This window comes from Streptomyces sp. NPDC060209, from assembly GCF_042728155.1.
GTDB lineage: Bacteria > Actinomycetota > Actinomycetes > Streptomycetales > Streptomycetaceae > Streptomyces.
This window is the reverse complement of record NZ_JBHWZS010000070.1, coordinates 1-25,916: the sequence shown is the minus strand read 5'-3', so window position 1 is coordinate 25,916 and position 25,916 is coordinate 1. Positions and strand designations below refer to the sequence as shown.

The following is a 25,916-nucleotide window of genomic DNA, read 5'->3' as shown; positions in this document are numbered from 1 at the left end:
GGTCCCAGTGGTGTCGGGGGAGATCGGGAGGGGGACGGGCCGGTCAGGCCCCGATGAGCTTGGCGAACTTCTCCTCGTACGCCGTCTCTTCCTCGGAGCTGAGGGAGCGGAAGGACCGTGACTTCGCGGCCATCGCCTTGTCGGGGAGGATCAGCGTGTTGGACGCCATCGACTCGTCGATCTTCGCGAGCTCACCGGCGACGCCGTCCACCGGGCAGACGTAGTTGATGTAGGCGGCGAGCTGTGCGGCGACGGGGAGCTCGTAGTAGTAGTCCATGAGCTTCTCGGCGTTGGTCTTGTGCCGCGCCTTCGCCGGGACCAGCATGTTGTCGCTCGAGGTGATGTAGCCGGCGGACGGGATCGAGAACTTGATCGCCGGGTTGTCGGCCTGGAGCTGGATGATGTCGCCCGCCCAGGCCACACAGGCCGCGATGTCGCCCTTGCTCAGGTCCGCGGTGTAGTCGTTGCCGGTGAAGCGGCGTATCTGCTTGGTGTCGACGCCCTTCTGTATCCGGCCGATGGCGGCGTCGTAGTCGGCGTCGGTGAACGATCCCGGGTCCTTGCCCATGTCGAGGAGCGTCATGCCGACCGAGTCGCGCATCTCGGAGAGGAACGAGACCTTGCCCTTGAGCTTCGGGTCGTCGAGGAGCTGGGTTATGGAGTCGACCTTCCGGCCGCCGGTCGCCTTCTCGTTGTAGGCGATGACGGTCGGTATGCCGGTCCACGGATAGGAGTAGGCGCGTCCCGGGTCCCAGTCGGGCGTACGGAACTGGGCCGACAGGTTCGCGAAGGCGTGCGGCAGGTTCGCGTGGTCGAGCTTCTGCGCCCAGCCGAGCCGGATGATACGGGCGGCGAGCCAGTCCGTGACGATGACGAGGTCGCGTCCGGTGTCCTGGCCGGCGGCGAGCTGCGGCTTGATCTTCCCGAAGAACTCGACGTTGTCGTTGATGTCCTCGGTGTACTTGACCTTGATCCCGGTGCGTTTCGTGAACGCGTCCAGGGTCGGCCGGCTCTTCTCGTCCTCGCTGACGTCCATGTACTCGGTCCAGTTGGAGAAGTTGATCTGCTTCTCCGCTGCCGAGTGGTCGTCGGAGGCCGCCGCAGCGTCCCCTTCCCGCTTGGCGGGCGGGATGCCGCACGCGCTCAGCGCCCCGAGGCCGCCGAGGGCGAGGGCTCCCATGCCCGACGCCCGCAGGAGGGAACGGCGGGTGAGGGCGCCCCTGCCGTCCCTGAGGCTGCGCCTCATGGCGGCCAGCTGTGGCGCGGAGAGGCGTTCGGGCTCGTACTGCTCCATACGCGTGTGCCCTTCCGGGTGGGTGGGGCCGCCGGCCGGCGACCGCTGCTATCGGTCCCCGAAGACGGTGCGGTGCCAGTCCTTCCTGGCCACCGCGGTGTTGTCGTACATGACGTGCTTGACCTGCGTGTACTCCTCGAAGGAGTACGACGACATGTCCTTGCCGAAGCCGCTGGCCTTGTATCCGCCGTGCGGCATCTCGCTGATGATCGGGATGTGGTCGTTGATCCACACGCAGCCCGCCCGGATCTCACGGGTCGCGCGGTTGGCCCGGTACAGACCGGTGCTCCAGGCGGAGGCGGCGAGTCCGTAGGGGGTGTCGTTGGCGAGGCGGATTCCCTCGTCGTCGGTGTCGAAGGGCAGCACGACCAGGACGGGGCCGAAGATCTCCGAACCGACGATCTCGCTGTCCTGGGCGGCCCCCGTGATCAGGGTCGGCCGGTAGTAGGCACCGTCGGCGAGTTCACCCCCAGGAGCCTCACCGCCGGTGACGACCGTGGCGTAGGAGCGGGCGCGCTCGACGAATCCGGCTACACGGTCGCGCTGCTGATGGCTGATCAGCGGTCCCAGGTCGGTCGACGGGTCGAAGGGGTCACCGAGCCGCACACTCTCCATCAACGCGGCGACCCCGCTCACGAAGGCGTCGTACAGGGGGCGCTGGACGTAGGCGCGGGTGGCGGCCGTGCAGTCCTGGCCGGTGTTGATGAGGGCCCCGGCGACCGCTCCGTGGACCGCGGCGTCGAGATCCGCGTCGTCGAACACGAGGAAGGGCGCCTTGCCGCCGAGTTCCAGGTGCAGGCGCTTGACGGTGGAGGTGGCGAGCGCGGCGACCCGCTTGCCGACGGCGGTGGATCCGGTGAAGGAGGTCATCACGACGTCGGGGTGGCTCACGAGGTGCTCGCCGGCGTCCTGACCGGCGCCGGAGACGATGTTGATCACACCGTCGGGGATGCCGGCCCCCGTGGCCGCCTGCGCGAACATCAGGGAGGTCAGCGGCGTGATCTCGGCGGGCTTCAGCACGATGGTGTTGCCCGCGGCGACGGCCGGGAGGATCTTCCAGGCCGCCATCTGGAGCGGGTAGTTCCAGGGTGCGATCGAGCCGATGACCCCGAGGGCCTCACGGCGTACGTAGGAGGTGTGGTCGGCGCTGTACTCGGCGGCCGACTTCCCTTCGAGGTGGCGGGCGGCGCCGGCGAAGAACGAGGCGTTGTCGACCGTGCCGGGCACGTCGAATTCGGTGGAGAGCTTGACGGGCTTGCCGCACTGCAGGGATTCGGCGTACGCGAGGTCCTCGGCCCGGCCGGCGAGTACGGCGGCGAAGCGGTGCAGCGCCTCCGACCGCTCGGCGGGTGTGCGTCCCGACCAGCCGGGGAACGCCTCGCGGGCTGCTGCCACGGCGGCGTCGACGTCGTCGGTGCCCGCCAGTTCGTAGCGGAGGACCGTTCCGCCCGTGGCCGGGTCGACCACGTCCTGGTGGCGTCCCGATGTGCCGGGGCGCAGCCGTCCACCGATGTACTGCGCACCCCCGGCGAAGCGGTCCTGCACGTGGAAACCGTTGCCCATGACGTTCTCCTCCGCTGCCCCGTTACCAGGGGCGGCGTAGCTTCTTGTCGAATTGAGTGCCGATCCTGACAGAGCGCACCTCTACCAACAAGTGATTCCGTTGTTTCCTTTTGGTTACGCAACGGAATCTGTCGACGATGTGTCTCGTGCGTGCGGAAAACCCTGTACTGGGTGTCAGTGGCGGATGCCAGACTCGGCTGCCATGGGACAGGAACACATGGACGGCCTCCTGGCGCGCACGGCACGCGGGGAGCGCGTGAAGTACCTGCCGTTCTGGGGACACCGGCCCCGCCCGGACGGCAGGCTCGGGGAGAGCTGCCTCAGTCAGTGGTGGCCGGCGTCGTTCACCGTCGGCTCGGTGACCTATGCCTCGGCCGAGCACTGGATGATGGCCGGCAAGGCGCGGCTCTTCGGGGACGCGGAGGCGGAGGCCCGGGCCGTGGCGGCGGGCAGTCCCGCGGCGGCGAAGAAGGTGGGCCGGCTGGTCAGGGGGTTCGACGACGAGGTGTGGACCCGGGAGCGGTTCGCCCTGGTCGTCGAGGGCAGCGTGCACAAGTTCGGTCAGGACCCGGCGCTGCGGGCGTATCTGCTGGGCACCGGTGAGCGCGTGCTCGTCGAGGCCAGCCCGGTGGACCGGATATGGGGCATCGGACTCGCCAAGGACGATCCGCGCACCCCGGACCCCGCTTCCTGGCGTGGGCTCAACCTGCTGGGCTTCGCGCTGATGGAGGCGCGTGCGCGGCTGCGCACGGAGTGACACGGCGCGTGGCCGGGTCCGGGACACGTCTCCCCGGGCCCGGCCACGGGCGGTCGTGCACCGCGTGGGTCAGCGGGAGTTGCCGACGACCAGTGACGTCTCGTACGGGTCGTCGTAGTAGTAGTCACTGTCGGTTTCGTCGTTGGCGACGGCCCAGATCAGGAATCCGAGGAAAATCGCGCTGATGACGATCGAGACCGACCCGAGAATGATCCCGGCGAGTGCCATGCCCCCGTTGGTCGCCTCGCCCCGCTTGGCGCGGCCCCGGCCGATGATGCCGAAGATCAGGGCGAGGATGCCCAGGATGATGCCGAATCCCCACATGCAGAAGCCGACCACCGCGATGATGCCGAGGACCATCGCGGCGATCCCCAGCCCGTTCGCGGGCGCCGGGCCCCAGGGCTGCTGGCCGGCGTAGCCGGGGTATCCCGGGTAGCCGTACGACGCCGAGGGTGCGGCGGGAGCCGCCGGGTAGCCGTACGACGCCGAAGGTGCGGCGGGAGCCGCCGGGTAGCCGTACTGGTCGTGCTGCCCCGGACCGTTCGGCCCGATCGGCGGTGCGGGCACAGGGGGCTGCTGCGGGCCGAAGGTTCCGGCCGGTCCGGGTATCTGCCCGGTGCCGGCGTCGGCATTCGGCATGGATGTGACCGTGGGCTGGTTGTGCACGGCGGGCGGGGCGGCGTCCGCAGGCCGCTTGCCCAGCTCGACCCTGTTGTCCGGCGGAGCCCACGGATCGCGCGGCGCGCCCTCGCCCCCGGGCTGCTGTGTGTTGTCTGACATGGGCCTCCCCCATCGTGGTCCCGCCATGCTACGGCCCGGCACCCGGCCGGAGGGCGCCGCCTACGATGATCGGTGCAGCCGGTACACCCGGCCCAAACAGAGATCCGGGAGTATCCGATGAGCGATCTGCATCCCTTCATCGCGGGGCTGCCCAAGGCTGAGCTCCACGTCCACCACGTCGGGTCGGCCTCGCCCCGCATCGTGGCCGAACTTGCGGCCCACCACCCCGACTCCAAGGTCCCCACGGACCCGGAGGCACTGTCGGACTTCTTCACCTTCACCGACTTCGGGCACTTCATCGACGTCTATCTCTCGGTGGTGGACCTGATCCGCACCCCCGAGGACGTCCGGCTGCTGACCTTCGAGATCGCCCGGGACATGGCACGGCAGAACATCCGGTACGCGGAGCTGACCGTCACCCCGTTCAGCTCGACCCGCCGGGGGATCCCGGAGCAGGGCTTCATGGAGGCCATCGAGGACGCCCGCAGGGCCGCCGAGGCCGAGCTCGGGGTCGTGCTGCGCTGGTGCTTCGACATTCCGGGCGAGGCCGGTCTGGAGGCGGCCGAGGAGACGACGCGGCTCGCCGTCGACCTGCGGCCCGAGGGGCTCGTCTCCTTCGGTCTCGGCGGACCCGAGGTCGGCGTGGACCGCCCTCAGTTCAAGCCCTATTTCGACCGTGCGATCGCCGAGGGTCTGCACTCCGTCCCGCACGCCGGGGAGACCACGGGCCCGCAGACCGTCTGGGACGCGCTCACCGCGCTGCGCGCGGAGCGCATCGGCCACGGCACCAGCTCCACCCAGGACCCGAAGCTGCTGGCCCATCTCGCCGAGCACCGCATCGCCCTGGAGGTCTGCCCGACGTCGAACATCGCCACCCGCGCGGTCGCGGACCTCGACCGGCACCCGATAAGGGAAATGGTCGAGGCGGGCGTCCTCGTCACGGTCAACAGCGACGACCCGCCCATGTTCGGCACCGACCTCAACAACGAGTACGGGGTGGCGGCCCGGCTGCTCGGGCTGGACGAGCGCGGAGTGGCCGATCTGGCGAAGAACGCCGTGGACGCCTCGTATCTGGACCCGGCCGGCAAGCGGACGCTGGCAGCCGAGATCGACACGTACACCACGAACTGGCTGGAGGCTCCCGGGCGGTGACCCCTCCGGTCACAATGTCCCCATGACCACCACCGTCACCGCCGTGGCACACCGCGGCGATCCCTACCGTGCCCGCGAGAACACGCTCCCCTCGATCCGGTCCGCCGTGGACCGAGGGGCGGACGCGGTCGAGATCGACGTCCGCGTCACCCGGGACAGGGTGCCCGTGCTGCTCCACGACTCCACACTGGAGCGCCTGTGGGGCCACGACGTCCGCCTGGACCGGCTTGATCACGCGGAGTTGGTGGAAAGGACCGGCGGCGGGGTGCCCACCCTGCGGGAGGCACTGTCCGCCGCCGGTGACCGCCGGATCATGGTCGACCTGCCCGGCGCGACGGACGCGTCCGTACCGGAGATCGTCGGTGTGGTGCGGGAGTGCGGGGCGGAGGAGCGCGTGTACTACTGCGCGGACACGCACGCGATGCTGAAAGTGCGCGCGGCCGATCCGTCCGCCGAGATCGCGCTGACCTGGACGACCCTCGCGCCTCCGCGCGCCGTACTGCTCGAGGCGGTGCGGCCGCGCTGGCTGAACTACCGTTTCGGGCTGCTGAGCCGGGAGCTGGCCGACCGTGTCCACGCCGACGGGCTGCTGGTCTCCGCCTGGACGGTGGACACCCGGCGCACGATGCGCCGGCTGCTCGCCCACGGCGTCGACTCGATCACCACCAACCGGATCGACGCACTTCGGACCCAGTTGTCCAACTCGCCCTCGACTGGCGCTTCTTGATCGGTCCGGCATCATGGACGGTCCGTACCGTCCGTGATCCCTGGAGCAGACGTGACCGAGCCCGGCCCCCGCACCGTGCCCTCCCGTGTCCGTGCCGACATCGCCCACAACGCCCGGGTGTGGAACTACTGGCTGGGCGGCGGCGACAACTACCCCGTCGACCGGGCGGTGGGCGACCGGGTCACCGGCATGTACCCGAGCATCGGCGAAGTGGCCCGCGCCGACCGGGCGTTCCTCGGCCGGGTGGTGCGCCATCTGGCCGGTGACGCGGGGATCGGCCAGTTCCTGGACATAGGCACCGGGCTTCCGACCGCGGACAACACCCACGAGGTCGCCCAGCACACCGCGCCCGACGCACGCGTCGTCTATGTCGACAACGACCCGATCGTCCTGGCGCACGCGCGCTCCTTGCTCACCAGCTCGCCCGAGGGCGCCACCGAGTACATCGAAGCGGACGCCCGGGATCCGGAGCGGATCCTTCGCGCGGCCGGACGGGCCCTGGACCTCCGGCGCCCGGTCGCGGTGATGATGCTGGGCATCCTCAACTTCGTCCTGGACACGGACGAGGCCCGAGGCATCGTGACGAAGCTGATGGACGCGCTGCCGTCCGGCAGCCATCTTGTGCTCACCCATCCCACTACGGAGCTCGGCGGCGAGGGCAACGAGGCCGCGATGCGCTTCTGGAACGAGAACGCCACGCCGCCGATCACCGCTCGCAGCCGCTTCGAGTTCGCCTCGTTCCTCGACGGCCTGGACATCCTGGAGCCGGGCATCGTGTCCTGCTCGCGCTGGCGGGCGGGTTCCGCCGGCCGGACCCCCGAGGTCGCCCAGTTCGGCGCTGTGGGCCGGAAACCCTGATGCGGAGACCGGGGGCGCGATGGCTTCCGCGTGAGGCGTGGGCCATCGACATCGGCGTCGCTCTGCTGGTGCAGGCCGCCGTGACGATGCCGTTCGTGGTGCCCCGCTCGGCCGAGCTGCCACCGGCCACATGGGCGGCGTACGGACTGACGACGCTGACCGTGCTGCCGCTGGTGGCCCGCCGGCGGGCGCCGGTCGCCGTGCTGATCACGGTGCTCGCGGCGGGCGCCCTGTACAGGTTCACCGTGGACGGCCCTGGGCAGCCCCTTCCGTACACCGGGCTGGTGGCGTTCTGCACGGTGGCCGAACTGTCCTCGCCACGGCGGCGGCTGGCGGTGGCCGTGCTGGTGCTGACGGCCGTGTTCCCGTCGGTGGCGTGGAACACGGGTGAGGCCAGGGAGCTGCTGTTCTCGCTGTTCGTGTTCGCCGCCGCGTACGCCTTCGGGAGGTTCACGGACACCCGCAAGGCGTACATCAGGGCGATGGAGGACCGGGCCCGGCAGCTGGAGGTGACCCACCGGATCGAGGCCGAGCAGGCGGCCGCCCGGGAACGGGCCAGGATCGCCCGGGAGATGCACGACATCCTCTCCCACGCGGTGAGCCTGATGATCGTGCAGGCGGAGGCCGGTCCGGTGGCGGTGCGCACGGCGCCGGAACGCGCGGAGGCGGCGTTCGACGCCATCTCGGAGACCGGTCGGGACGCGATGGTGCAGTTGCGCCGGATGCTCGGGGTGCTGCGGGAGGACGGCCCGGGGGACATGCCGTCGCCGCGTTCTCCGCAGCCCTCGCTTGCGGGGCTGCCGGCCCTGCTGGAACGGGTGAGGTCCGGCGTGCCCGAGGTCGCGTACACGGTGACGGGACGGCCGCTGCCGCTGCCGGCGGACACCGGGGCCACGGTCTTCCGGATCGTGCAGGAGGCGCTGACGAACGTCGTCAGACATGCCCGCGCGAGCCGTGTGACGGTGCAACTGGACCACTCCCCCGAGGAGCTGACCGTCACCGTGACGGACGACGGGCGGGGGCCGGGCACCACCACCGGGCTGGGGCTGGTGGGCATCCGGGAGAGGGCCGCCGCACACGGCGGGACCGCCCGGGCCGGAGCGGGACCGGACGGCCGGGGGTTCCAGCTGCTCGTCGTCCTACCCCTTGTAACCTCCCCGGAGGGGGTGGGGAGTTGACGATCCGTGTGGTGGTGGCGGACGACCAGGAGCTGGTACGCAGCGGCTTCGCGATGATCCTCGGCGCGCAGCCGGACATCGAGGTGCTCGCCGAGGCGGGCGACGGGGCGGAGGCTCTCGGCGCGGTGCGCAGGCTGCGGCCCGATGTCGCGCTGCTGGACATCAGGATGCCCGTCATGGACGGCATCGAGGCGTGCAGGGCGATCACCGGGGAGAGCGACTGCCGCACGGTCATGCTGACCACCTTCGACTCGGACGAGTACGTCTACGAGGCGCTGCACGCGGGCGCGAGCGGCTTCCTGCTGAAGGACGTCCGGCGGGACGACCTTGTGCACGCGGTGCGGGTGGTGGCGGCAGGGGACTCGCTGGTCGCGCCCTCGGTGGCCCGCCGGCTCATCGCCGAGTACACCTCGCGGCCCGCCGCGGCCCCGTCCGCACCGGAGCCGTCCCGGCTGGGCGCGCTCACCGCCCGGGAGCGGGAAACGCTTCTGCACCTGGCACGGGGGCTCTCTAACGCGGAGATAGCGGCCGCGCTCGTGCTCAGCGAGCACACGGTGAAGACCCATGTGGGCAACGTGCTGTCCAAGCTGGGACTGCGGGACCGCATCCAGGCGGTCATCTGCGCGTACGAGACGGGGCTCGTCGCTCCCTCGCCCGAGGGAGGGGACACCGGCGCCTCCCCCGCGCGAGTGAGGAGATCTCCCCCTCACGGCCCCTCGCTCGGGTGATCCGCGAGCGCCTCCGGATCAACAGGATGGAGCCATGGAGCAGTTACGGACTTCATCCCCTGGAGACGCCTGATGAACGCACGCACCCGCACACTCCTCGCCGCGGCCCTGGTCCTCGGTGTCGCGGCGGGCCCCGCCGCACCGGCCGCCTCCGCCCACGTCGCGGCCGCGCCTGCACACACACGCACGCACACCGTTCCCGAGGCGGACGCCGCCGCCCTGAGCGCCGCGATCTCCGGGCTGCCCGCCGCCGACGACGCCACCGCCGCACTCGTACGGGTCGGCGGCACCGACGGCAGCTGGCGCGGCAGCTCGGGCGTGCACGACCTGGCCTCCGGCCGTCCCGCCGACCCGGCGGCGCGCTTCCGGGCCGGGTCGGTCACCAAGGTCTTCACCGCCGCCGCGGTCCTGCAGCTGGCCGGCGAGCGGAAGCTGGACCTCGACCGGACCGCCCGGCACTACCTCCCGGACCTGATCCCGGCGGCGTACGGACGGGTCACCGTCCGGCAGCTGCTCAACCACACCAGCGGGATACCGGCGGCGGATCTGCCCGGCGACACCCTGGAGGAGGCGTACGCCCACCGCTTCGACCTGCACACACCGCGCGGCATGGTCGCCTCCGCCTTGGCGAAGGACCCCGAGTTCGAGCCCGGCCGCAGCCAGCACTACCTCAACATCGGCTACACCGTGCTGGGGCTGCTGATGGAGAAGGTGACCGGTGACTCGTACGCCCATCAGGTGGGCGAGCGCATCCTGCGTCCGCTGGGGCTGCGTTCCACGTCGTTCCCCGGTTCGGACCCGGGCATCCGGGGTCCGCACAACCACGGCTATCAGGTCTTCGACTCACCGGGCGGCGGGACGGAGCTGCGGGATGTCACGGTGTGGGGCGTGACCGGCAGCTGGGCAGCCGGGGACATCATCTCGACCACGGCCGATCTGGAGCGCTTCACGCGGGCGCTGTTCGCCGGCAAGGTCGTGCGAGGTCCGCTGCTGGAGGAGATGTTCACCCTGCCCGACGCCTCGGTCCGTACGTACATGACGGGCAGTCCCGCCCAGTACAGCGCGGGACTGAGCATGCTGACCCTGGGCGGGCGGGAGGTGTGGGGGAAGTCGGGCGGCCGCTGGGGCTACAACACGGCCGTGGCGGCCACCCGTGATCTCTCCAGGACTCTGGTGTACAGCGTCAACTCCACCGACGCGAAGGGCCAGGGCATGAACGCCACGGCGAAGGACGTCATGGTGGCGGCCTTCGGACCTCCGCCGGCGGAATGACCTCACGCCGTCACGACCCCCTCCAGGCGCTTGATCATGCGGTGGACGACGAGTAGCGGGATCACCCCGAAGACCCCGAAGGACATGTCGATGACGGTCCACCAGAAGGGGATGTCGCGGATCGGTCCGCAGATCAGGGCGAGCGGGATGATGCCGACGCAGGCGATCATGCCGAACTCGATCACCCAGATGTTGCGGACCGGGTCGCGGTAGGGGCCGTAGAAGGCGACCGCGATGACGAGATGGGCGAAGGCCAGCCAGTCGGTGCCGTACAGGACGAAGGGATAGTTCGCGTCGGCCTCGTCGAGACCGGTCCGGACCCGGGTGATCCATTCCATCAGGGCCGGGAAGTGCTCGGGCACGGGAGAGGCGGAGGACGCCAACAGGTCCTCGGCCCAGCGGAGTTCGGTGACCAGCGGGAAGGCGGTCAGCCCGCTGAGCACCAGACAGACGATGAACACGACCAACCACACGCGTATGCGCCGCAAGAGGGCTCGCTCGCTCATGGTCCGCAGCGTACGCCGGTCGTGAACGCGTTCAAAAAGTGGGTCCACCACACCCGGCGGCCGCTCAGAGGCCGACGATGGAGTTCCACTTCTTCGCGAAACCGGTGCGCTCCTCAGCGGTGATGTCCCGGGCGACGGCCAGTCGTTCACGCATCGCGTCGTCCGGGAAGATCAGCGGGTCCTCGGCGAGCGCGGCGGTCTCCTCGTCCTTGGAGGAGGCCAGGATGCCGCGGGCGGCCGGCACGGGGCAGACGTAGTTGACCCAGGTGGCCAGTTCGGCGGCCACCGCGGGCTCGTAGTAGTAGTCGACAAGCTTCTCCGCATTGCGCTTGTGGCCCGCGAGGTCGGGAATCAGGAGGGACTCCGACCAGAGCTCGGCACCCTCCTCGGGCACCACGAACTCGATGCCGGGGCTGTCGGCCTGGAGCTGGATGACGTCCCCGGAGTAGGCCTGGCAGGCGAGCACATCACCGTTGGCCAGGTCCTTGATGTAGTCGTTGCCGGTGAAACGGCGTATGTGGCGGGACTTCACCCGCTTCTCCACCTGCTCGCACATCTCGTGGAAGTCGTCGGCGGTCCAGCGGGTGATGTCGGCCCCGTTGCCCTGCATCAGCAGCGCGAACGCCTCGTCGAGCCCGGACAGCAGCGTCACCCTGCCGCGCAGATCGTCCGCCCAGAGCTCGCCAGTGTGCCGGATCTCGCGGCCGAGCTTCGCCCGGTTGTAGGCGATGCCGGTGATCCCGGACTGCCACGGCACGCTGTGCAGCCGGCCGTTGTCGAACGCGGGCGACAGCAGCAGCGGGTCCAGGTGCCGGGCGACGTTCGGCTGCCGCGACCGGTCCATCTCCTGCACCCAGCCGAGCCGTACGAACCGGGCGGCCATCCAGTCACTGATGACGACGAGGTCCCGGCCGGTCGGCTGGTGGTTCATCAGCGCCGGGCTGATCTTCCCGAAGAACTCGTCGTTGTCATTGATCTCCTCGGTGTACCTGACGGAGATCCCTGTCCGGCGCGAGAACTCCTCGAGCGTGGGCCGCCTCGACTCGTCCTCGTCGTCGGTGTCGATGTAGAGCGGCCAGTTGGCGAAGTGCAGCGAGCGGTCGCGGTCCGAGCGGTCGGGGCCCGACCGGTCGCCGGGCTCCACATAGGCGGCGGGAACACCGCAGCCGGCCAGAGCGGCACCGGCCGCTCCCGCGCCGAGGGCGCGCAGCAGGGAACGACGGGACGTGGGGTGGTCCGGAATCGAGCGCACCCGCGCAGCATGTCGGTCCGCCACCACAGCGGGCAATGGACCAACCGTCCAGTGGAAGCGGCCTCGGCTCCACACCATGCCCATGACATTGCACGCGCCCGGGTGGGCCCGCCCGGCGACGCGAACGGCCCCGGGCAGGACCCGGGGCCGTGCTCACCGCCGCGAGCAGATCAGTCGTCGAGCGACGTCATGACGTGCTTGATCCGGGTGTAGTCCTCGAAGCCGTACGCGGAGAGGTCCTTGCCGTAGCCGGACTTCTTGAACCCGCCGTGCGGCATCTCGGCGACGAGCGGGATGTGGGTGTTGATCCACACACAGCCGAAGTCGAGCTTCTTGGACATGCGCATCGCGCGGGAGTGGTCCTTGGTCCACACCGAGGAGGCCAGGGCGTACTCGACGCCGTTGGCGTACTCCACGGCCTGGGCCTCGTCCGTGAAGGACTGGACGGTGATGACGGGTCCGAAGACCTCGTGCTGGATGATCTCGTCGTCCTGCTGGAGGCCGGAGACGACGGTCGGGGCGTAGAAGTAGCCCTTGTCGCCGACCCGGTGGCCGCCCGCCTCGACCTTGGCGTGCGCGGGGAGCCGCTCGATGAAGCCGCTGACCTGCGCCAGCTGGTTGGCGTTGTTGAGCGGGCCGTACAGCACGTCCTCGTCGTCCGGCAGGCCGGTCTTCGTGTCGGCCGCCGCCTTGGCGAGCGCGGTGACGAACTCGTCGTGGATGGACTCGTGGACCATGACGCGGGTCGCGGCCGTACAGTCCTGGCCGGCGTTGAAGTAGCCCGCGACGGAGATGCCCTCCACGGCCTTGGCGATGTCGGTGTCCTCGAACACGACGACGGGTGCCTTGCCGCCGAGCTCCAGGTGGACCCGCTTGACGTCCTTGGCGGCGGACGCGGCGACCTGCGTACCGGCTCGCACCGAGCCGGTGATGGAGGCCATCGCCGGGGTCGGGTGCTCGACCATCGCGCGGCCGGTGTCACGGTCGCCGCAGATGACGTTGAAGACGCCCTTGGGAAGGATCTGCCCGATGATCTCGGCGATCAGCACGGTCGACGCCGGAGTGGTGTCGGACGGCTTGATGACCACGGTGTTGCCCGCGGCGAGCGCCGGGGCGAACTTCCACACGGCCATCATCATCGGGTAGTTCCACGGGGCGACCTGGGCACACACGCCCACGGGCTCGCGGCGGACGATGGAGGTGAGGCCCTCCATGTACTCGCCGGCCGAGCGGCCCTCCAGCAGCCGGGCGGCACCCGCGAAGAAGCGGATCTGGTCCACCATGGGCGGGATCTCTTCGGTACGGGTCAGCTCCAGCGGCTTGCCGGTGTTCTCCGACTCGGCCGCGACGAGGTCCTCCGCGCGCTCCTCGAAGGCGTCCGCGATCTTCAGCAGGGCTTTCTGGCGCTCGGCGGGAGTGACGTCGCGCCAGGCGGGGAACGCCGCCGCGGCGGCGTCCATTGCGGCATCGACGTCGGCCTGCCCCGAGAGCGGTGAGGTCGCGTAGACCTCTTCCGTCACCGGGTTGACCACGTCGATGGTCCGCCCGTCCGCGGCGTCCCGGAACTCTCCGTTGATGTAGTTGCGCAGGCGGCGCACCTCGGTGGTCACAACCACCCCTCCTGTCGGCTGTCCGATGGGTGAGACTTCCACCCTAAACCGTTCGGTGACGCTTTCGACATACCCAACCGCCGTGAACTTCGGATTCAGTGAGATTGAAGCACCTAGACAACGAATTTCATCGATTCAGGCTTGCCAGACAGACGAGTAGCGGTGCACAGTGGAGGCGTGGCCAGCCGTAGCGCAGACTCCAGGAACGGGAGCGGATCGTCACCATCGGTCGATGCCGTCTCCCTCGCAATCATCGAGCAGCTCCAGGAGGACGGACGCCGGCCGTACGCCGCGATCGGCAAGGCCGTGGGCCTTTCCGAAGCCGCAGTACGCCAGCGCGTCCAGAAGCTGCTCGACCAGGGCGTGATGCAGATCGTCGCCGTCACGGACCCGCTCACCGTGGGACTGCGGCGTCAGGCGATGGTCGGCATCAATGTCGAGGGCGACCTCGACCCCGTGGCCGAGTCCCTGTCGGCCATGGCCGAGTGCGAGTACGTGGTGATGACCGCGGGCTCCTTCGACCTCATGGTGGAGATCGTCTGCGAGGACGACGACCACCTCCTGGAGACGATCAACAAACGCATCCGGGCGATACCCGGAGTGCGCTCCACCGAGAGCTTCGTCTACCTCAAGCTCAAGAAGCAGACCTATATGTGGGGAACCCGATAGCCGTGAGCAAGGACCTGAGCCGTACCGCGTACGACCACCTGTGGATGCACTTCACCCGCATGTCGGACTACGAGAACGCGCCCGTTCCCACCATCGTGCGTGGCGAGGGCACCTACATCTACGACGACAAGGGCAAGCGCTACCTCGACGGTCTCTCGGGCCTCTTCGTGGTCAACGCCGGACACGGCCGTCACGAGCTCGCCGAGGCGGCGTACAAGCAGGCGCAGGAGCTGGCCTTCTTCCCGGTGTGGTCCTACGCCCACCCCAAGGCCGTCGAGCTGGCCGAGCGGCTCGCCCACCACGCCCCGGGCGACCTCAACAAGGTCTTCTTCACCACGGGCGGCGGCGAGGCCGTGGAGACGGCCTGGAAGCTCGCCAAGCAGTACTTCAAGCTCCAGGGCAAGCCGACCAAGTACAAGGTCATCTCCCGCGCCGTGGCCTATCACGGCACCCCGCAGGGCGCCCTCTCCATCACCGGCCTGCCCGCGCTCAAGGCTCCGTTCGAGCCGCTCGTGCCCGGCGCCCGCAAGGTGCCCAACACCAACATCTACCGCGCGCCGCTCTTCGGGGACGACCCGGAGGCCTTCGGCCGCTGGGCCGCCGACCAGATCGAGCAGCAGATCCTCTTCGAGGGCCCGGACACGGTCGCCGCGGTCTTCCTGGAGCCCGTGCAGAACGCCGGCGGCTGCTTCCCGCCGCCCCCCGGCTACTTCCAGCGGGTGCGCGAGATCTGCGACCAGTACGACGTGCTGCTCGTCTCCGACGAGGTCATCTGCGCGTTCGGCCGCCTCGGCACGATGTTCGCCTGCGACAAGTTCGGCTACGTACCGGACATGATCACCTGCGCCAAGGGCATGACCTCGGGCTACTCCCCCATCGGCGCCTGCATCATCTCCGACCGGCTGGCCGAGCCGTTCTACCAGGGTGACAACACCTTCCTGCACGGCTACACCTTCGGCGGCCACCCCGTCTCCGCCGCGGTCGGTCTCGCCAACCTCGACATCTTCGAGCGCGAGGGTCTCAACCAGCACGTCCTGGACAACGAGAACGCGTTCCTGACCACGCTGCAGAAGCTGCACGACCTGCCGATCGTCGGCGACGTCCGCGGCAACGGCTTCTTCTACGGCATCGAGCTGGTGAAGGACAAGGCCACCAAGGAGACGTTCACCGACGAGGAGACCGAGCGCGTCCTGTACGGCTTCCTGTCCAAGGCGCTGTACGAGAACGGCCTCTACTGCCGGGCCGACGACCGCGGTGACCCGGTCGTCCAGCTCGCGCCGCCGCTCGTCTCCGACCAGTCGACCTTCGACGAGATCGAGGGCATCCTGCGCGGCGTCCTGACGGAGGCCTGGAAGAAGCTCTGACCGACACCCCGGCCACCGGAGAACACCACTCCGGTAAGTCATTTCATACGGTCTACACGGCCCGGATACACCCGTTCGAGTGAGAAGGGGTGCGTCCGGGCCGTGTGCTGTCCCGACACCCCGGTCCGGCTGCCTAGCGTGCCGAGTGACCGATCGGCCTTGCCTTCGTTCCCCCGTACGGGGGAATGGGAAATCTGATCCGAACCGAGGTGTACGCCATGGTGGCCCCGCCCGACAACGACGTGATCTGGGCACGTTCCCTGCACCACTCCCACAACGGATCGCCGGGGCTCGGCGGTGTCTCGCTCGGTGTCCGCGACGGCGAGATCCTCGCCGTGACCGGACCCCGCGGGTCCGGGAAGACGACGCTGCTGCACTGCCTCTCCGGCCAGTTGGTGCCCCAGGAGGGCGAGGTCTGGTTCAACAGCGTGCCCGTGCACACCATGGGCCCCAGGCTGCGCGAACAGCTCCGCCGGGACAGATTCGGCTGGATCGCGGCCGAGCCCCAGCTCGTGCCCGAGCTCAGCACCTGGGAGAACGCGGCCCTGCCGCTGCTGCTGCGGGGCGTCTCGCACCGGGCGGCGAAGAAGGCCGCCACCGAGTGGCTGGAGCGCCTGGACATCGGCCCGCTCGCCAGGAAGCGGCCCCACGCGCTGCTGCAGTCGCAGCGCCAGCGGATCTCCGTGGCCCGTGCGCTGGCCGCGTCGCCATCCGTGATCTTCGCGGACGAGCCGACCGCGACGCTGCACCACGCCGAGCGCGCCCAGCTGCTGCGCACCCTCACCACGGCGGCGCGGTCCCACGGGATCACCGTCGTGCTCGCCACCCACGACGCGGAGGTCGCCGCGCTCGCCGACCGTGTGGTCAGCCTGATGGACGGCCGCCGCGTCACCACCGTCCCCCTGCCCGCCGCGTCCGATACGGAAGGCCGCTCGGCGTGCTCGCTCTCCGTCTGACCCGCGGCTCGCACCCCCTGGCCCTGATGCGGCGTCTGCTCCTCGCCGCCGCGTCGGCCGGGGTGGGCTTCCTCCTCCTGTGCACCCTGGGGTACGCCTCCGGGCACCCGGCGCACGCGACGAGCTCCGTACTGCGGCTGCTGTGGTGCGCCGTCCCCCTCGCCGCGACCGTCCAGTTCGCGGTGGCGGTCGCGCGTACGGACCCGAGCACCCGCCCGCGGCCCGGGCTCTTCGCCGCCGGTCTCGGACCGGCCCGTCTCTCCCTGCTGGCGGCGATCTCGACGGCGGTCTCCACCACGCTGGGATCGGTGGTGGCACTGCTCTTCTTCCTCCATCTGCGCGGCGATCTGACCGGGCTGCCGTTCGACGGCGGTGCGGCCGAGTTCCTGGGCGCGGGCACCCCGCTGCCCCTGGCCGCGGCACTCACTCTGCTGGCGCTGGTGCCACTGGCCGCTTCCGCGGCCGGCGGGCTCGCGGTGCGCTCCAGGCCGGTCGCACCGTCCGACGCCCAGGAGGCCGAGGAGGACCTGGCGCCCGCCCCGACGCCGAGGGGGCTGCCATGGGGGGTCGCGCTCACCGCGGCCGGACTCGCGGTGGAGGCGTACGCGAGCCGCGGCTCGGCGGGCAACCCCTTCCCGCTGCCCGGCCGGCTGGACTCCACCCCCGCCGCGGTGCTCGCGGGCTGGACCCTCACCGCGATCGGCCTGGCCATGGCCGGGCCCGGCCTCACCCATCTGTGCGGCCGGCTGCTCCAGGCGGTGCGCCCGGGAGCCGTCCGGCTGCTGGCGGGCCGGGTCCTGATGGACGAGGCGTCCCGGATCGGCCGTCCGCTGGGAATCGTCTGCGCGGTGCTGTCCGGGGTGATCGCGGGCTTCGCGCTCTACACCGACGGGCCCCGCCCCTTCGGCCCGCTCACCGCGCTCGGCGCCGTACTCGTCCTCGGCTGCACCACGGCGACCCTGCTGACCACCGCGCTGGAGGCCAAGCAGGCCCGTGCCCGTACGGCCAGGACCCTGCTGCGGCTCGGCGCCCCGGCCGCGGCGCTCCGCAACGCCGCCGTCCTGCGGGCACTGGTGCTGCTGGCCGTCTTCGCCCCCCTGACCTGGGCGATCGCGGAGCTGGCGGCACTGCCTCTGACGGGGTGACCTGCGCCGCAGGGGCGGTACGTAGCATGGCGGCGTGGAGAATCCGGACGAGAACACGTACGCACCCGGCGTCGAGATCGAGACGCTCACCGCATTCGACCAGGCAGTCGCGGCCGGAACACTGGCCGGACACCGTGTCCAGTCCGTCGACCTGACGGACCGGGGCGCCGCACTGCTCGCGACCGACACCCGGGGCGCCGTCTTCCTCGGCTGCCGCATGGAGCCCCGCGCCGAGGCGAAGATACGCACGGACGGGGCCTTCGTCTTCCCGCCGGTGCCCGGCCTTCCCTTCGACCCGTACCGCGGACTGCTCTACACCCCCGACGCCCTGTACGAGGGCCTGGCGGAGGGCGGTTACGGGGCGACCCCGGACGCGCGGGCGTACGGCTGGTTCCAGAAGACCAAGGCGAACGGCGACGTCTTCGCCTCGATGCTGAGGGCGCTCCACGACGACGCGGTGTCCGACGCCCTGGACGAACACCTCGTCGGGGCCCGCGTCGTGGGTGTGATGGGCGGTCACGCGATGGCCCGCGGGTCCGAGGCGTACCGTGGCGCGGCCGTGCTCGGCGGGGAGCTGGCCCGCAGCGGTCTGACCGTGGCGACGGGCGGTGGCCCCGGTGCCATGGAGGCGGCCAACCTCGGCGCGTACGCGGCTCCGCACTCCGACGCGATGCTGCTCAAGGCCTGCGAACTCCTCGCCGCGACACCGTCGTTCGACCCGTCGGTCACCGACTGGGCGAGGGCCGCGTTCGCGGTCCGGGAGCGCTGGCCCGAAGGGGGATCCTCGGTCGCGATCCCCACGTGGTTCTACGGTCACGAGCCGCCGAACGCCTTCGCGGACCACATCGCCAAGTACTTCGCGAACGCCTTGCGCGAGGACGGGCTGCTGGCCCGCTCGACAGCCGGTGTGATCTTCCTGCCGGGCGCCGCCGGGACCGTACAGGAGATCTTCGACAACGCGACGCCGAACTACTACGAGTCCCGTTCCGCGCCCACACCGATGGTGCTGGTGAACCGCGCGCACTGGACTGAGAAGCTGCCCGCCTGGCCGCTGCTGAGCGCGCTCGCGGCGGACCGGGCCATGGAGTCCCGTATCGCGCTCGTCGACACGGTGGAGGAGGCGGCCCCGGCGCTCGCCCGGCTGACGGGCTGAACCGGACGGACTGGCTCAGCGGGCGGCGAGCCGCGCGTCGAGGGCGTCGAAGAAGGCCTCCCAGCCGTCCTCGGCCGCGGCGTACTGCTCGGGCGTGAGATTGCCGCCGCGCTGCCGGAAGACCATCTCGGTGGACTTCCGGCTCCTCTCGGTGAAGGTCACCGTGACCGTCTCGCCCTCGATGTCCGCGGGCGCGCTCCGGTCCTTCAGCGTGAAGACGAGCCGCTCCGGGGCGGACACCTCCCGGTAGACGCCGTGGAAGGGCATGTCCGCGCCGGGCACCACGATGACCAGGCTCCACTCGCCGCCCGGCCTGACATCCATCGACACCCGGTCGAGCGGTACGTCGGCGTCACCCCCGTACCAGGCGGCGAAATCCTCGGGGACCGTCCAGGCCTCGAAGACCCGGTCCCGCGGCGCCGCGACGACTCGGGTGATGTCGATGCCCTCACGCGCCGACCGCGTCATGTTTCCTGCCCCTTCCGGACGTTTCCGTCCAGGGGATCACGCCCCACGGAGAGCCGCCAGCCGGTCGTACCGGCGTTCCCGGCCGCCTCAGGCTTCCCGGGGAAGGACCACCGTCTCCGCCGGGTCGAACGTCACTCCCACGACGGCCCCCTCCTCCGGGGTGTCCCGCAGACCGCACTCCGCCTCCAGGGCCGGACCGTCGCCGGGGTGCAGGGTGACGGTGACGTGGTGGCCCCGGAAGGTGCGTGCGCCCACCGTGCAGCGCAGGCCGTCCTTCGGGCCGCCGATCCGCACGCCGCCCGGCCGCACGAGCAGCTCGCATCCGCCCTGGGGGGAGTCCTCGGGCACCGGAACCTTGCCCCAGACCGTGTCGGCGGCCGTACCCGTGACCGTGGCGTCCACCAGGTTGTCGAAGCCGAGGAAGCGGGCGACGAAGGCCGACGCGGGCTGCTGCCAGACCTCCAGCGGGGTACCCGCCTGGGCGATCCGGCCGTCGCGCATGACCACGACCCGGTCGGCGAGCGCGAACGCCTCGCCCTGGTCGTGGGTGACGGCGAGCACCGTGGTGCCCAGCCGGCCGAAGAGGGTGCGCAGTTCGACGACGAGCCGTTCGCGCAGGCTCCGGTCCAGCTGGCCCAGCGGCTCGTCCAGCATCAGCAGTTTCGGACGGGGCGCCAGGGCCCGGGCGAGCGCCACCCGCTGCTGTTCACCGCCGGACAGGGCGGCGACGGCCCGACGGCCCGCCCCCGGCAGGCCGACCAGGTCCAGGAGTTCACCGGCCCTGCGCTCGCGCTCGGCGCGGGGGACTCCGTGCATCCTCAGCCCGAAGGCGACGTTGGCTCCGACGTCCCGGTGCGGGAACAGCTGGTGGTCCTGGAACATCAGGCCGAGCCCGCGCCGGTGCACGGGCAGGGACGCCTGGTCGGCGCCGTCCAGGAGCACCCGGCCGCCGTCCAGGGGCTGAAGCCCGGCCACGGCCCGCAGCAGCGTCGACTTGCCGCTGCCGCTCGGCCCCAGCACGCAGACGATCTCGTGGTCGGCGACCTCCAGGTCCACCGCGTCCAGCGCGGTCCGCTTCCCGAACCGGACCGTGGCCGACTCCACTGCCAGCATCTCTAGAACTCCCCGGATCGGTCGGTGCGGATACGTTCGAGCAGGAGCAGCGACACCGCGCAGACGAGCATCAGAATCGTGCTGAGTGCCATCGCCTGGCCGTAGTTGAGCTCTCCGGAGCGCCCCAGCAGCCTGGCGACGGCGACCGGCAGGGTGGGATTGTCGGGTCGCGCGATGAACACGGTCGCGCCGAACTCACCGAGCGACACGGCGAAGGCGAACCCGGCGGCCACCAGCACCGCCCGCCGCACCAGCGGGAGGTCCACCTCTCGCCAGGCCCGCAGCGGCGAGGCGCCGAGCACCGCGGCGGCCTCCCGCAGCCGTTCGTCGACCGCGCGCAGGACGGGCAGCATGGTCCGTACGACGAAGGGGACGCCCACCAGTGCCTGGGCGAGCGGCACGAGGATCCAGGACGTACGCAGGTCGAGCGGCGGCTTGTCGAGGGTGATGAGGAAGCCGAAGCCGACGGTGACCGCCGACACTCCGAGCGGCAGCATCAGCAGGGCGTCGAAGCCGCGCACGAGCCTGCCGGCCCGCCGCGTCAGCGCGGCGGCCGCGAGGCCGCCGATCACGAGGGCGATGAGGGTCGCGACCAGCGCGTAACGCAGGGAGTTCCCGATGGCGTCGAGCGGCGGCACGAGGAAGGTGGAGCCGTTGGCGTCGACGGACTGCAGCGCGCGGTAGAAGTCGAATCCGTAGCCGCCGGAGGTGTCCAGGGAGCGTTCCACCAGCACGCCGAGCGGCAGCAGGATGAGCAGCAGCACGGTCAGCAGTACACCGCCGAGCAGCGCCCGCTGCCCGGCTCCGCGGGGCGGCCGGGCGGTCTGCGCCGGGTCGACGAGCTTCAGGGCCGTCTCCCGGCGCCGTACGGTCCAGGCGTGGACGGCGAGGATCCCGCCGACCGCGGCGAACTGCACCAGGGTCAGTACGGCGGCCGTCGGCAGATCGAGGAGCTGCGCGGTCTGCCGGTAGATCTCCACCTCCAGCGTGGAGTAGGCCGGACCGCCGAGGATCTGGACGACTCCGAAGGAGGTGAAGGTGAAGAGGAAGACCATGAGCGCCGCGGCCGCGACGGCGGGGGCCAGCGCGGGCAGCGTCACCCGCCGCCAGGCGGCGAGGCGTCCGGCCCCGAGCACCCGGGCGGCCTCCTCCTGGCGGGGGTCGAGCTGGGACCAGAGCCCGCCCACCGTCCGTACGACGACCGCGTAGTTGAAGAACACATGGGCGAGCAGGATCGCCCACACCGTGGTGTCGAGCCGTACGCCCCAGAGCTCGTCGAGGAACCCGCCGCGTCCCAGCAGCGCCAGGAACGCCGTGCCCACCACGACGGTCGGCAGGACGAACGGCACGGTCACCACTGCCCGCAGCAACTGCTTGCCGGGGAAGTCGAAGCGGGCGAAGACGTAGGCACCGGGCAGCGCGATCAACAGGGTGAGCACGGTCGAGGCGAGGGCCTGCCACGTGGTGAACCAGAGGACGTCGAGGATGTCCGGCCGACTCAGCACCGTGCCGATGCGGCCGAACTGCCAGACGCCGTCCGCCTTCAGCCCCCGGCCGACGATCGCGACGACCGGGTAGGCGAAGAACAGGGCGAAGAACGCGACGGGCACGGCCATGAGGCCGAGCCGCACCGCGTTCCCCCTCCACGAGGCCGAGGGCCGCGCGACTACTTCACGACGAGCGAGGACCACGACTGGACCCACTGCTCACGGTTCTTGGCGATCTTCTCCGGGGCCACCGTCGCCGGCTTGTCGACGGTCGCACCGAACTTCGTGAACAGCTCCGGCAGCTTCGCGTCCTTCACCACCGGGTTCACGAACATGTTCAGCGGCATGTCCTCCTGGAACTGCTTGCTGATCAGGAAGTCCAGCAGTGCCTTGCCGCCCGCCTCGTTCTTCGCGCCGTCCAGCAGGCCGGCGAACTCGATCTGGCGGAAGCAGGTGCCGGTGGCGACACCGGTCGGGGCCTCGGTGGGCTGCGGGTCGGCGTACAGCACCTCGACGGGCGGGCTGGAGGCGTACGAGACGACGAGCGGGCGCTCGGCCTTGGCCTTCTTTCCGCCCGCGGAGCCGGAGAACTCCTCGTTGTACGCCTGCTCCCAGCCGTCGACGACCTTGACGCCGTTGCTCTTCAGCTTCTTCCAGTAGTCCTGGTAGCCGGTCTCGCCCTGGGTGGCGACCGTGCCGAGGAGGAAGCCGAGGCCGGGCGAGGAGGTCGCGGCGTTCTCGGTGACGAGGAGGTTCTTGTACTCGGGCTTCAGCAGGTCGTCGAAGGTCTTCGGCGGGTCGAGCTTCTTGTCGGCGAAGTACTTCTTGTCGTAGTTGACGCAGATGTCGCCGGTGTCGATGGGCGTGACCCGGTGCTTCTCCTCGTCGAGCTGCGTGTCGGCCGCGACACGGTCGAGGCCCTTCGCCTCGTACGGCGTGAACAGGCCGTTGTCGAGGGCGCGGGAGAGCAGCGTGTTGTCGGCGCCGAAGAACACGTCGCCGCGGGGGGAGCCCTTGGTCAGGATCTCCTGGTTGAGGGCCGCTCCGGCGTCACCGCTCTTGAGCACCTTGACCTTGTAGCCGGTCTCCTTCGTGAACGCCTTCAGGACCGCGTCCGAGGCGTTGAAGGAGTCGTGGCTGACCAGGGTGACGGTCTTCGAGCCGGCGCCCGTGCCGTCGGACGCCTTGCCGTCGGATCCGCCGCAGCCTGCGAGCGCGGAGACGCCGAGCGCGGCGGCGAGCGCCGTCGCCGCGTACTTCGTGGTGGTCTTCATGGTGATTCCTCCTGGAGATGACCAGGAAGAGACGCGGCCCTGTCCGCTCGGCGAGCGGGCAGGGCGCAACAGCTTGAGTAAGGTCCGAACTTCCTACCCGGAATGACCCGGGCGAGGTTCAGAGGGTCTGCGGCCGACCTGTCCTCGGTGCCGCACTCTCAGCGCTGTGGCGCTCCCCTGTCGGAATATGAAGTTGATTTCCGGGCCAGGCTACACCGGCCGGATCACGCCTGACCGGCCGGATAGCGCCCGTCCTCGGAACCCTCTCAGCGCTCGGAGGCCGCCAGCTGTCCGCAGGCCCCGTCGATCTCCTGGCCGCGGGTGTCCCGGACGGTGACCGGCACGCCGTGGGCCGCGATCGCCTCGACGAAAGCCTTCTCGTCCTCGGGCCGCGAGGCGGTCCACTTGGAGCCCGGGGTCGGGTTCAGCGGGATGAGGTTGACGTGTACCCGCTTGCCCTTGAGCAGCCGGCCCAGCCGGTCGCCCCGCCATGCCTGGTCGTTGATGTCACGGATCAGCGCGTACTCGATGGAGATACGGCGGCCGGACTTCTCCGCGTACTCCCACGCGGCGTCCAGGACCTCACGGACATTCCAGCGGGTGTTCACGGGCACGAGTGTGTCGCGCAGCTCGTCGTCCGGAGCGTGCAGGGAGACCGCGAGCCGGCACTTGAAGCCCTCGTCGGCGAAGCGCAGCATCGCCGGCACCAGGCCCACCGTGGACACGGTGATCCCGCGCTGCGAGAGCCCCAGGCCGTCCGGTTCCGGATCCGTCAGCCTGCGGATCGCCCCGACCACGCGGTTGTAGTTGGCCAGCGGTTCGCCCATGCCCATGAAGACGATGTTCGACAGCCGCGCCGGCCCGCCCGGGACCTCGCCGTCGCGCAGCGCCCGCATGCCGTCCACGATCTGGTGCACGATCTCGGCCGTCGACAGGTTGCGGTCGAGGCCGGCCTGGCCGGTGGCGCAGAACGGGCAGTTCATCCCGCAGCCCGCCTGCGACGAGATGCACATGGTCACCCGGTCCGGATACCGCATGAGGACCGACTCGACGAGCGTGCCGTCGTGCAGCTTCCAGAGCGTCTTGCGGGTGGTGTCGTCGTCACAGCTGATGTGGCGTATGACCGACATCAGGTCGGGGAACATCGCCTCGGCGAGCTTGTCGCGCGAGGCGGCCGGGATGTTGGTCCACTCCGCCGGGTCGTGCGCGTACCGCGTGAAGTAGTGCTGCGACAGCTGCTTGGCGCGGAAGGGCTTCTCGCCGGTCGCGGCGACTGCTTCCTTGCGCTCGTCGGGCGTGAGGTCGGCGAGGTGCCGCGGCGGCCGCTTGGCTCCACGGGGCGCGACGAAAGTGAGTTCTCCGGGCTTAGGCATGGTTCTCCCAGTGTCGCAGACACGCCGTGGTACTCAGGGCCGCCTACGGACCGGGCGGGACGGGAGAGGCCCCTACGGTCGCCGCCGGCCTCCGTCGACGTGCGTTCCACGGCCCAGGGACGGCCCAGGTGTGCTCGGCGAGCGTGACCGATCGCACGGTGGGACCGCCCTGGCCGGCGGACGTCCCTCAACCAGGATTCCGCAGGGCGGAGCGCATGTGACGGTGGAGCTCCACGGCGCGACGGTGCATCCGGAAGATCCAGTAACAGAAGCCGGCCGTGCCGAGCGCGAAGATCAGCGGAACCGTCAGCGAGCCGGTGACGGCCCCCAGGACGATCAGGCCGACCGCGACCAGGCCCATGCAGCCCAGCCAGTACGGCAGCCACCGGCCGCCCCGTTCCATCCTCCCCAGCTGGTCGGCGACCAGCCTTCGCATGGTCGCCCGCTCCTCGGGGTCCTCCGGCACCTCACGGTGCCGGATCTTGCGGTTGAGTTCGGCGATTCCGCGCGGGTCGGTGCCGGCCGCACGGCCGGCCCTGCGGCGCTGAACGGTCACGATGCCGATGACGACGGCGGTGAAGACCGCTGTCTGGATCACCGACCAGCCGAGGGGCACATCCCGGCGGAACAGAGCGTTGGCACCCACGCCGAGTGCGAAGATCAGCACCGCCTGCGCGGTCGTACTGCGGTCGAGCCAGAGCTTCACGTCACGCACGGCCACGTACCTCCTCGGAGCGACGAAGAACCGCTGTCGTCTCCCGGGTACCCCGTCGGTCCGTCTCCGCACGCCGGGCGGTCGCCCGGCGCACCGCGGATCAGGTGAGCCGCTCGCCCGGCAGCCGGACGACCGCGGTTCCCCGCGCCAGGTCCACCGTGGTCCGGTTCGGGGGCGCGCCGTCCTCCTCGTCGTCCCGCATCAGCAGGGCCGACTGCCGCTCCTTGAGTTCGCTCTGCTTCCCCGGCGAGAAGCTCGCGTGCAGTTGCTCGAAGCCCGTGGAGGAGATCTGCCCCTGCCGCACGCCGTTGCGCCAGGGCAGCACACCGGCACGCCCCGCGCGCAGCAGAAGCTGATCGACGAACGCGAGCAGGGTCAGTACGACGACCAGCCCCGGAAGAGTCATGAAGACGGCGAATCCCATGACGTCAGTATCTGCGGGCCGGAGTCGGGCGGCCGGAGTCGCGGTGTCCCACCGTGCGAGCGGGAACCCGGACACGGGTGGGGCCCGCCGTCCAGTGG

25 protein-coding genes and 1 riboswitch are annotated in these 25,916 nt (G+C 70.5%); of the genes, 12 read left to right on the top strand and 13 right to left on the bottom strand.

Annotated elements, in window-relative coordinates; translation table 11 throughout:
• Positions 1-43 precede the first annotated feature (43 nt).
• Both ACFWFI_RS16110 and ACFWFI_RS16105 read right to left on the bottom strand, forming a co-directional pair.
• Positions 44-1,294, bottom strand: coding sequence for a polyamine ABC transporter substrate-binding protein (locus ACFWFI_RS16110; protein ID WP_387389995.1), 1,251 nt, complete (start codon positions 1,292-1,294; stop codon positions 44-46).
• A gap of 48 nt (positions 1,295-1,342) precedes the next feature.
• Complete coding sequence (locus tag ACFWFI_RS16105; RefSeq protein ID WP_387389993.1) at positions 1,343-2,857, bottom strand: gamma-aminobutyraldehyde dehydrogenase; 1,515 nt, start codon at positions 2,855-2,857, stop codon at positions 1,343-1,345.
• A gap of 217 nt (positions 2,858-3,074) precedes the next feature.
• Between ACFWFI_RS16105 and ACFWFI_RS16100 the strand changes: the two genes are divergently transcribed.
• Positions 3,075-3,614 carry an NADAR family protein gene (locus tag ACFWFI_RS16100; RefSeq protein ID WP_387390018.1) on the top strand — a complete coding sequence of 180 codons (540 nt, stop codon included), beginning with the start codon at positions 3,075-3,077 and terminating at the stop codon, positions 3,612-3,614.
• 69 nt (positions 3,615-3,683) lie between these two features.
• Here ACFWFI_RS16100 and ACFWFI_RS16095 read toward each other — a convergent pair whose 3' ends face one another.
• A complete protein-coding gene (locus tag ACFWFI_RS16095) occupies positions 3,684-4,394 on the bottom strand; it encodes a DUF4190 domain-containing protein (protein ID WP_387389991.1) in 711 nt (236 codons plus the stop codon).
• A gap of 117 nt (positions 4,395-4,511) precedes the next feature.
• On the opposite strand from ACFWFI_RS16095, the gene ACFWFI_RS16090 reads away from it, so the two are divergent.
• From ACFWFI_RS16090 to ACFWFI_RS16065, 6 genes are all read left to right on the top strand, one after another.
• The gene (locus ACFWFI_RS16090) at positions 4,512-5,546 is read left to right on the top strand and encodes an adenosine deaminase (RefSeq protein ID WP_387389989.1); all 1,035 of its coding nucleotides are present in this window, start codon (positions 4,512-4,514) and stop codon (positions 5,544-5,546) included.
• Positions 5,547-5,568: 22 nt separating this feature from the next.
• A complete protein-coding gene (locus tag ACFWFI_RS16085; RefSeq protein ID WP_387389986.1) occupies positions 5,569-6,273 on the top strand; it encodes a glycerophosphodiester phosphodiesterase in 705 nt (234 codons plus the stop codon).
• 51 nt (positions 6,274-6,324) lie between these two features.
• Positions 6,325-7,131, top strand: coding sequence for an SAM-dependent methyltransferase (locus tag ACFWFI_RS16080; RefSeq protein ID WP_387389983.1), 807 nt, complete (start codon positions 6,325-6,327; stop codon positions 7,129-7,131).
• Positions 7,131-8,309: a sensor histidine kinase gene (locus tag ACFWFI_RS16075; RefSeq protein WP_387389981.1), complete on the top strand. Its 1,179-nt coding sequence runs from the start codon at positions 7,131-7,133 to the stop codon at positions 8,307-8,309. The genes ACFWFI_RS16080 and ACFWFI_RS16075 overlap by 1 nt, the downstream gene beginning before the upstream one ends.
• Positions 8,306-9,037 (top strand): response regulator transcription factor, encoded by a 732-nt coding sequence (locus ACFWFI_RS16070; RefSeq protein ID WP_387389979.1) that lies wholly within the window; start codon positions 8,306-8,308, stop codon positions 9,035-9,037. The genes ACFWFI_RS16075 and ACFWFI_RS16070 overlap by 4 nt, the downstream gene beginning before the upstream one ends.
• A 72-nt stretch (positions 9,038-9,109) precedes the next feature.
• Positions 9,110-10,309, top strand: a complete 1,200-nt coding sequence (locus ACFWFI_RS16065) for a serine hydrolase domain-containing protein (protein WP_387389977.1) — start codon at positions 9,110-9,112, stop codon at positions 10,307-10,309.
• A 2-nt stretch (positions 10,310-10,311) separates the two neighbouring features.
• On the opposite strand, the gene ACFWFI_RS16060 is transcribed toward ACFWFI_RS16065, so the two are convergent.
• The 3 genes from ACFWFI_RS16060 to ACFWFI_RS16050 all read right to left on the bottom strand — a co-directional run bounded on the left by ACFWFI_RS16060 (position 10,312) and on the right by ACFWFI_RS16050 (position 13,677).
• Positions 10,312-10,815, bottom strand: a complete 504-nt coding sequence (locus ACFWFI_RS16060) for a hypothetical protein (RefSeq protein ID WP_387389975.1) — start codon at positions 10,813-10,815, stop codon at positions 10,312-10,314.
• Between the two features lie 64 nt (positions 10,816-10,879).
• Positions 10,880-12,103, bottom strand: a complete 1,224-nt coding sequence (locus tag ACFWFI_RS16055) for a polyamine ABC transporter substrate-binding protein (RefSeq protein ID WP_387390016.1) — start codon at positions 12,101-12,103, stop codon at positions 10,880-10,882.
• A 134-nt stretch (positions 12,104-12,237) separates the two neighbouring features.
• Entirely contained in the window at positions 12,238-13,677 is a 1,440-nt protein-coding gene (locus ACFWFI_RS16050) for a gamma-aminobutyraldehyde dehydrogenase (protein WP_387389973.1), read from the bottom strand.
• Between the two features lie 162 nt (positions 13,678-13,839).
• Between ACFWFI_RS16050 and ACFWFI_RS16045 the strand changes: the two genes are divergently transcribed.
• The 5 genes from ACFWFI_RS16045 to ACFWFI_RS16025 all read left to right on the top strand — a co-directional run bounded on the left by ACFWFI_RS16045 (position 13,840) and on the right by ACFWFI_RS16025 (position 18,964).
• The gene (locus ACFWFI_RS16045) at positions 13,840-14,346 is read left to right on the top strand and encodes an Lrp/AsnC family transcriptional regulator (RefSeq protein ID WP_387389971.1); all 507 of its coding nucleotides are present in this window, start codon (positions 13,840-13,842) and stop codon (positions 14,344-14,346) included.
• The gene (locus tag ACFWFI_RS16040; RefSeq protein ID WP_387389968.1) at positions 14,331-15,710 is read left to right on the top strand and encodes an aspartate aminotransferase family protein; all 1,380 of its coding nucleotides are present in this window, start codon (positions 14,331-14,333) and stop codon (positions 15,708-15,710) included. The genes ACFWFI_RS16045 and ACFWFI_RS16040 overlap by 16 nt, the downstream gene beginning before the upstream one ends.
• Positions 15,711-15,928: 218 nt before the next feature.
• Entirely contained in the window at positions 15,929-16,666 is a 738-nt protein-coding gene (locus ACFWFI_RS16035) for an ABC transporter ATP-binding protein (protein ID WP_387389965.1), read from the top strand.
• Complete coding sequence (locus ACFWFI_RS16030) at positions 16,648-17,811, top strand: hypothetical protein (RefSeq protein ID WP_387389963.1); 1,164 nt, start codon at positions 16,648-16,650, stop codon at positions 17,809-17,811. The genes ACFWFI_RS16035 and ACFWFI_RS16030 overlap by 19 nt, the downstream gene beginning before the upstream one ends.
• A 34-nt stretch (positions 17,812-17,845) precedes the next feature.
• Positions 17,846-18,964: an LOG family protein gene (locus tag ACFWFI_RS16025; protein ID WP_387389960.1), complete on the top strand. Its 1,119-nt coding sequence runs from the start codon at positions 17,846-17,848 to the stop codon at positions 18,962-18,964.
• 15 nt (positions 18,965-18,979) lie between these two features.
• On the opposite strand, the gene ACFWFI_RS16020 is transcribed toward ACFWFI_RS16025, so the two are convergent.
• From ACFWFI_RS16020 to ACFWFI_RS15990, 7 genes are all read right to left on the bottom strand, one after another.
• Complete coding sequence (locus ACFWFI_RS16020) at positions 18,980-19,432, bottom strand: SRPBCC family protein (RefSeq protein ID WP_387389958.1); 453 nt, start codon at positions 19,430-19,432, stop codon at positions 18,980-18,982.
• Between the two features lie 87 nt (positions 19,433-19,519).
• Positions 19,520-20,545 carry an ABC transporter ATP-binding protein gene (locus ACFWFI_RS16015; RefSeq protein ID WP_387389956.1) on the bottom strand — a complete coding sequence of 342 codons (1,026 nt, stop codon included), beginning with the start codon at positions 20,543-20,545 and terminating at the stop codon, positions 19,520-19,522.
• 2 nt (positions 20,546-20,547) lie between these two features.
• Positions 20,548-22,161, bottom strand: a complete 1,614-nt coding sequence (locus ACFWFI_RS16010) for an ABC transporter permease (protein WP_387390013.1) — start codon at positions 22,159-22,161, stop codon at positions 20,548-20,550.
• Between the two features lie 50 nt (positions 22,162-22,211).
• The gene (locus tag ACFWFI_RS16005) at positions 22,212-23,306 is read right to left on the bottom strand and encodes a thiamine ABC transporter substrate-binding protein (protein ID WP_387389954.1); all 1,095 of its coding nucleotides are present in this window, start codon (positions 23,304-23,306) and stop codon (positions 22,212-22,214) included.
• A gap of 72 nt (positions 23,307-23,378) precedes the next feature.
• A riboswitch (TPP riboswitch) is annotated at positions 23,379-23,495 on the bottom strand.
• 77 nt (positions 23,496-23,572) lie between these two features.
• Positions 23,573-24,679: a dual-specificity RNA methyltransferase RlmN gene (gene rlmN / locus ACFWFI_RS16000; protein ID WP_387389952.1), complete on the bottom strand. Its 1,107-nt coding sequence runs from the start codon at positions 24,677-24,679 to the stop codon at positions 23,573-23,575.
• Positions 24,680-24,866: 187 nt separating this feature from the next.
• Entirely contained in the window at positions 24,867-25,400 is a 534-nt protein-coding gene (locus ACFWFI_RS15995; protein ID WP_387389950.1) for a hypothetical protein, read from the bottom strand.
• Positions 25,401-25,494: 94 nt separating this feature from the next.
• Positions 25,495-25,818: a DUF6191 domain-containing protein gene (locus ACFWFI_RS15990; RefSeq protein WP_387389948.1), complete on the bottom strand. Its 324-nt coding sequence runs from the start codon at positions 25,816-25,818 to the stop codon at positions 25,495-25,497.
• Between the last annotated feature and the right edge of the window lie 98 nt (positions 25,819-25,916).

What these genes read in the sequence shown, in the direction of transcription:
- ACFWFI_RS16110 (WP_387389995.1), bottom strand. Translation starts at nt 1,294, where the DNA reads ATGGAGCAGTACGAGCCCGAACGCCTCTCCGCGCCACAGCTGGCCGCC.
- ACFWFI_RS16105 (WP_387389993.1), bottom strand. Translation starts at nt 2,857, where the DNA reads ATGGGCAACGGTTTCCACGTGCAGGACCGCTTCGCCGGGGGTGCGCAG.
- ACFWFI_RS16100 (WP_387390018.1), top strand. Translation starts at nt 3,075, where the DNA reads ATGGACGGCCTCCTGGCGCGCACGGCACGCGGGGAGCGCGTGAAGTAC.
- ACFWFI_RS16095 (WP_387389991.1), bottom strand. Translation starts at nt 4,394, where the DNA reads ATGTCAGACAACACACAGCAGCCCGGGGGCGAGGGCGCGCCGCGCGAT.
- ACFWFI_RS16090 (WP_387389989.1), top strand. Translation starts at nt 4,512, where the DNA reads ATGAGCGATCTGCATCCCTTCATCGCGGGGCTGCCCAAGGCTGAGCTC.
- ACFWFI_RS16085 (WP_387389986.1), top strand. Translation starts at nt 5,569, where the DNA reads ATGACCACCACCGTCACCGCCGTGGCACACCGCGGCGATCCCTACCGT.
- ACFWFI_RS16075 (WP_387389981.1), top strand. Translation starts at nt 7,131, where the DNA reads ATGCGGAGACCGGGGGCGCGATGGCTTCCGCGTGAGGCGTGGGCCATC.
- ACFWFI_RS16065 (WP_387389977.1), top strand. Translation starts at nt 9,110, where the DNA reads ATGAACGCACGCACCCGCACACTCCTCGCCGCGGCCCTGGTCCTCGGT.
- ACFWFI_RS16060 (WP_387389975.1), bottom strand. Translation starts at nt 10,815, where the DNA reads ATGAGCGAGCGAGCCCTCTTGCGGCGCATACGCGTGTGGTTGGTCGTG.
- ACFWFI_RS16035 (WP_387389965.1), top strand. Translation starts at nt 15,929, where the DNA reads ATGGTGGCCCCGCCCGACAACGACGTGATCTGGGCACGTTCCCTGCAC.
- ACFWFI_RS16020 (WP_387389958.1), bottom strand. Translation starts at nt 19,432, where the DNA reads ATGACGCGGTCGGCGCGTGAGGGCATCGACATCACCCGAGTCGTCGCG.
- ACFWFI_RS16015 (WP_387389956.1), bottom strand. Translation starts at nt 20,545, where the DNA reads ATGCTGGCAGTGGAGTCGGCCACGGTCCGGTTCGGGAAGCGGACCGCG.
- ACFWFI_RS16010 (WP_387390013.1), bottom strand. Translation starts at nt 22,161, where the DNA reads ATGGCCGTGCCCGTCGCGTTCTTCGCCCTGTTCTTCGCCTACCCGGTC.
- ACFWFI_RS16005 (WP_387389954.1), bottom strand. Translation starts at nt 23,306, where the DNA reads ATGAAGACCACCACGAAGTACGCGGCGACGGCGCTCGCCGCCGCGCTC.
- rlmN (WP_387389952.1), bottom strand. Translation starts at nt 24,679, where the DNA reads ATGCCTAAGCCCGGAGAACTCACTTTCGTCGCGCCCCGTGGAGCCAAG.
- ACFWFI_RS15990 (WP_387389948.1), bottom strand. Translation starts at nt 25,818, where the DNA reads ATGGGATTCGCCGTCTTCATGACTCTTCCGGGGCTGGTCGTCGTACTG.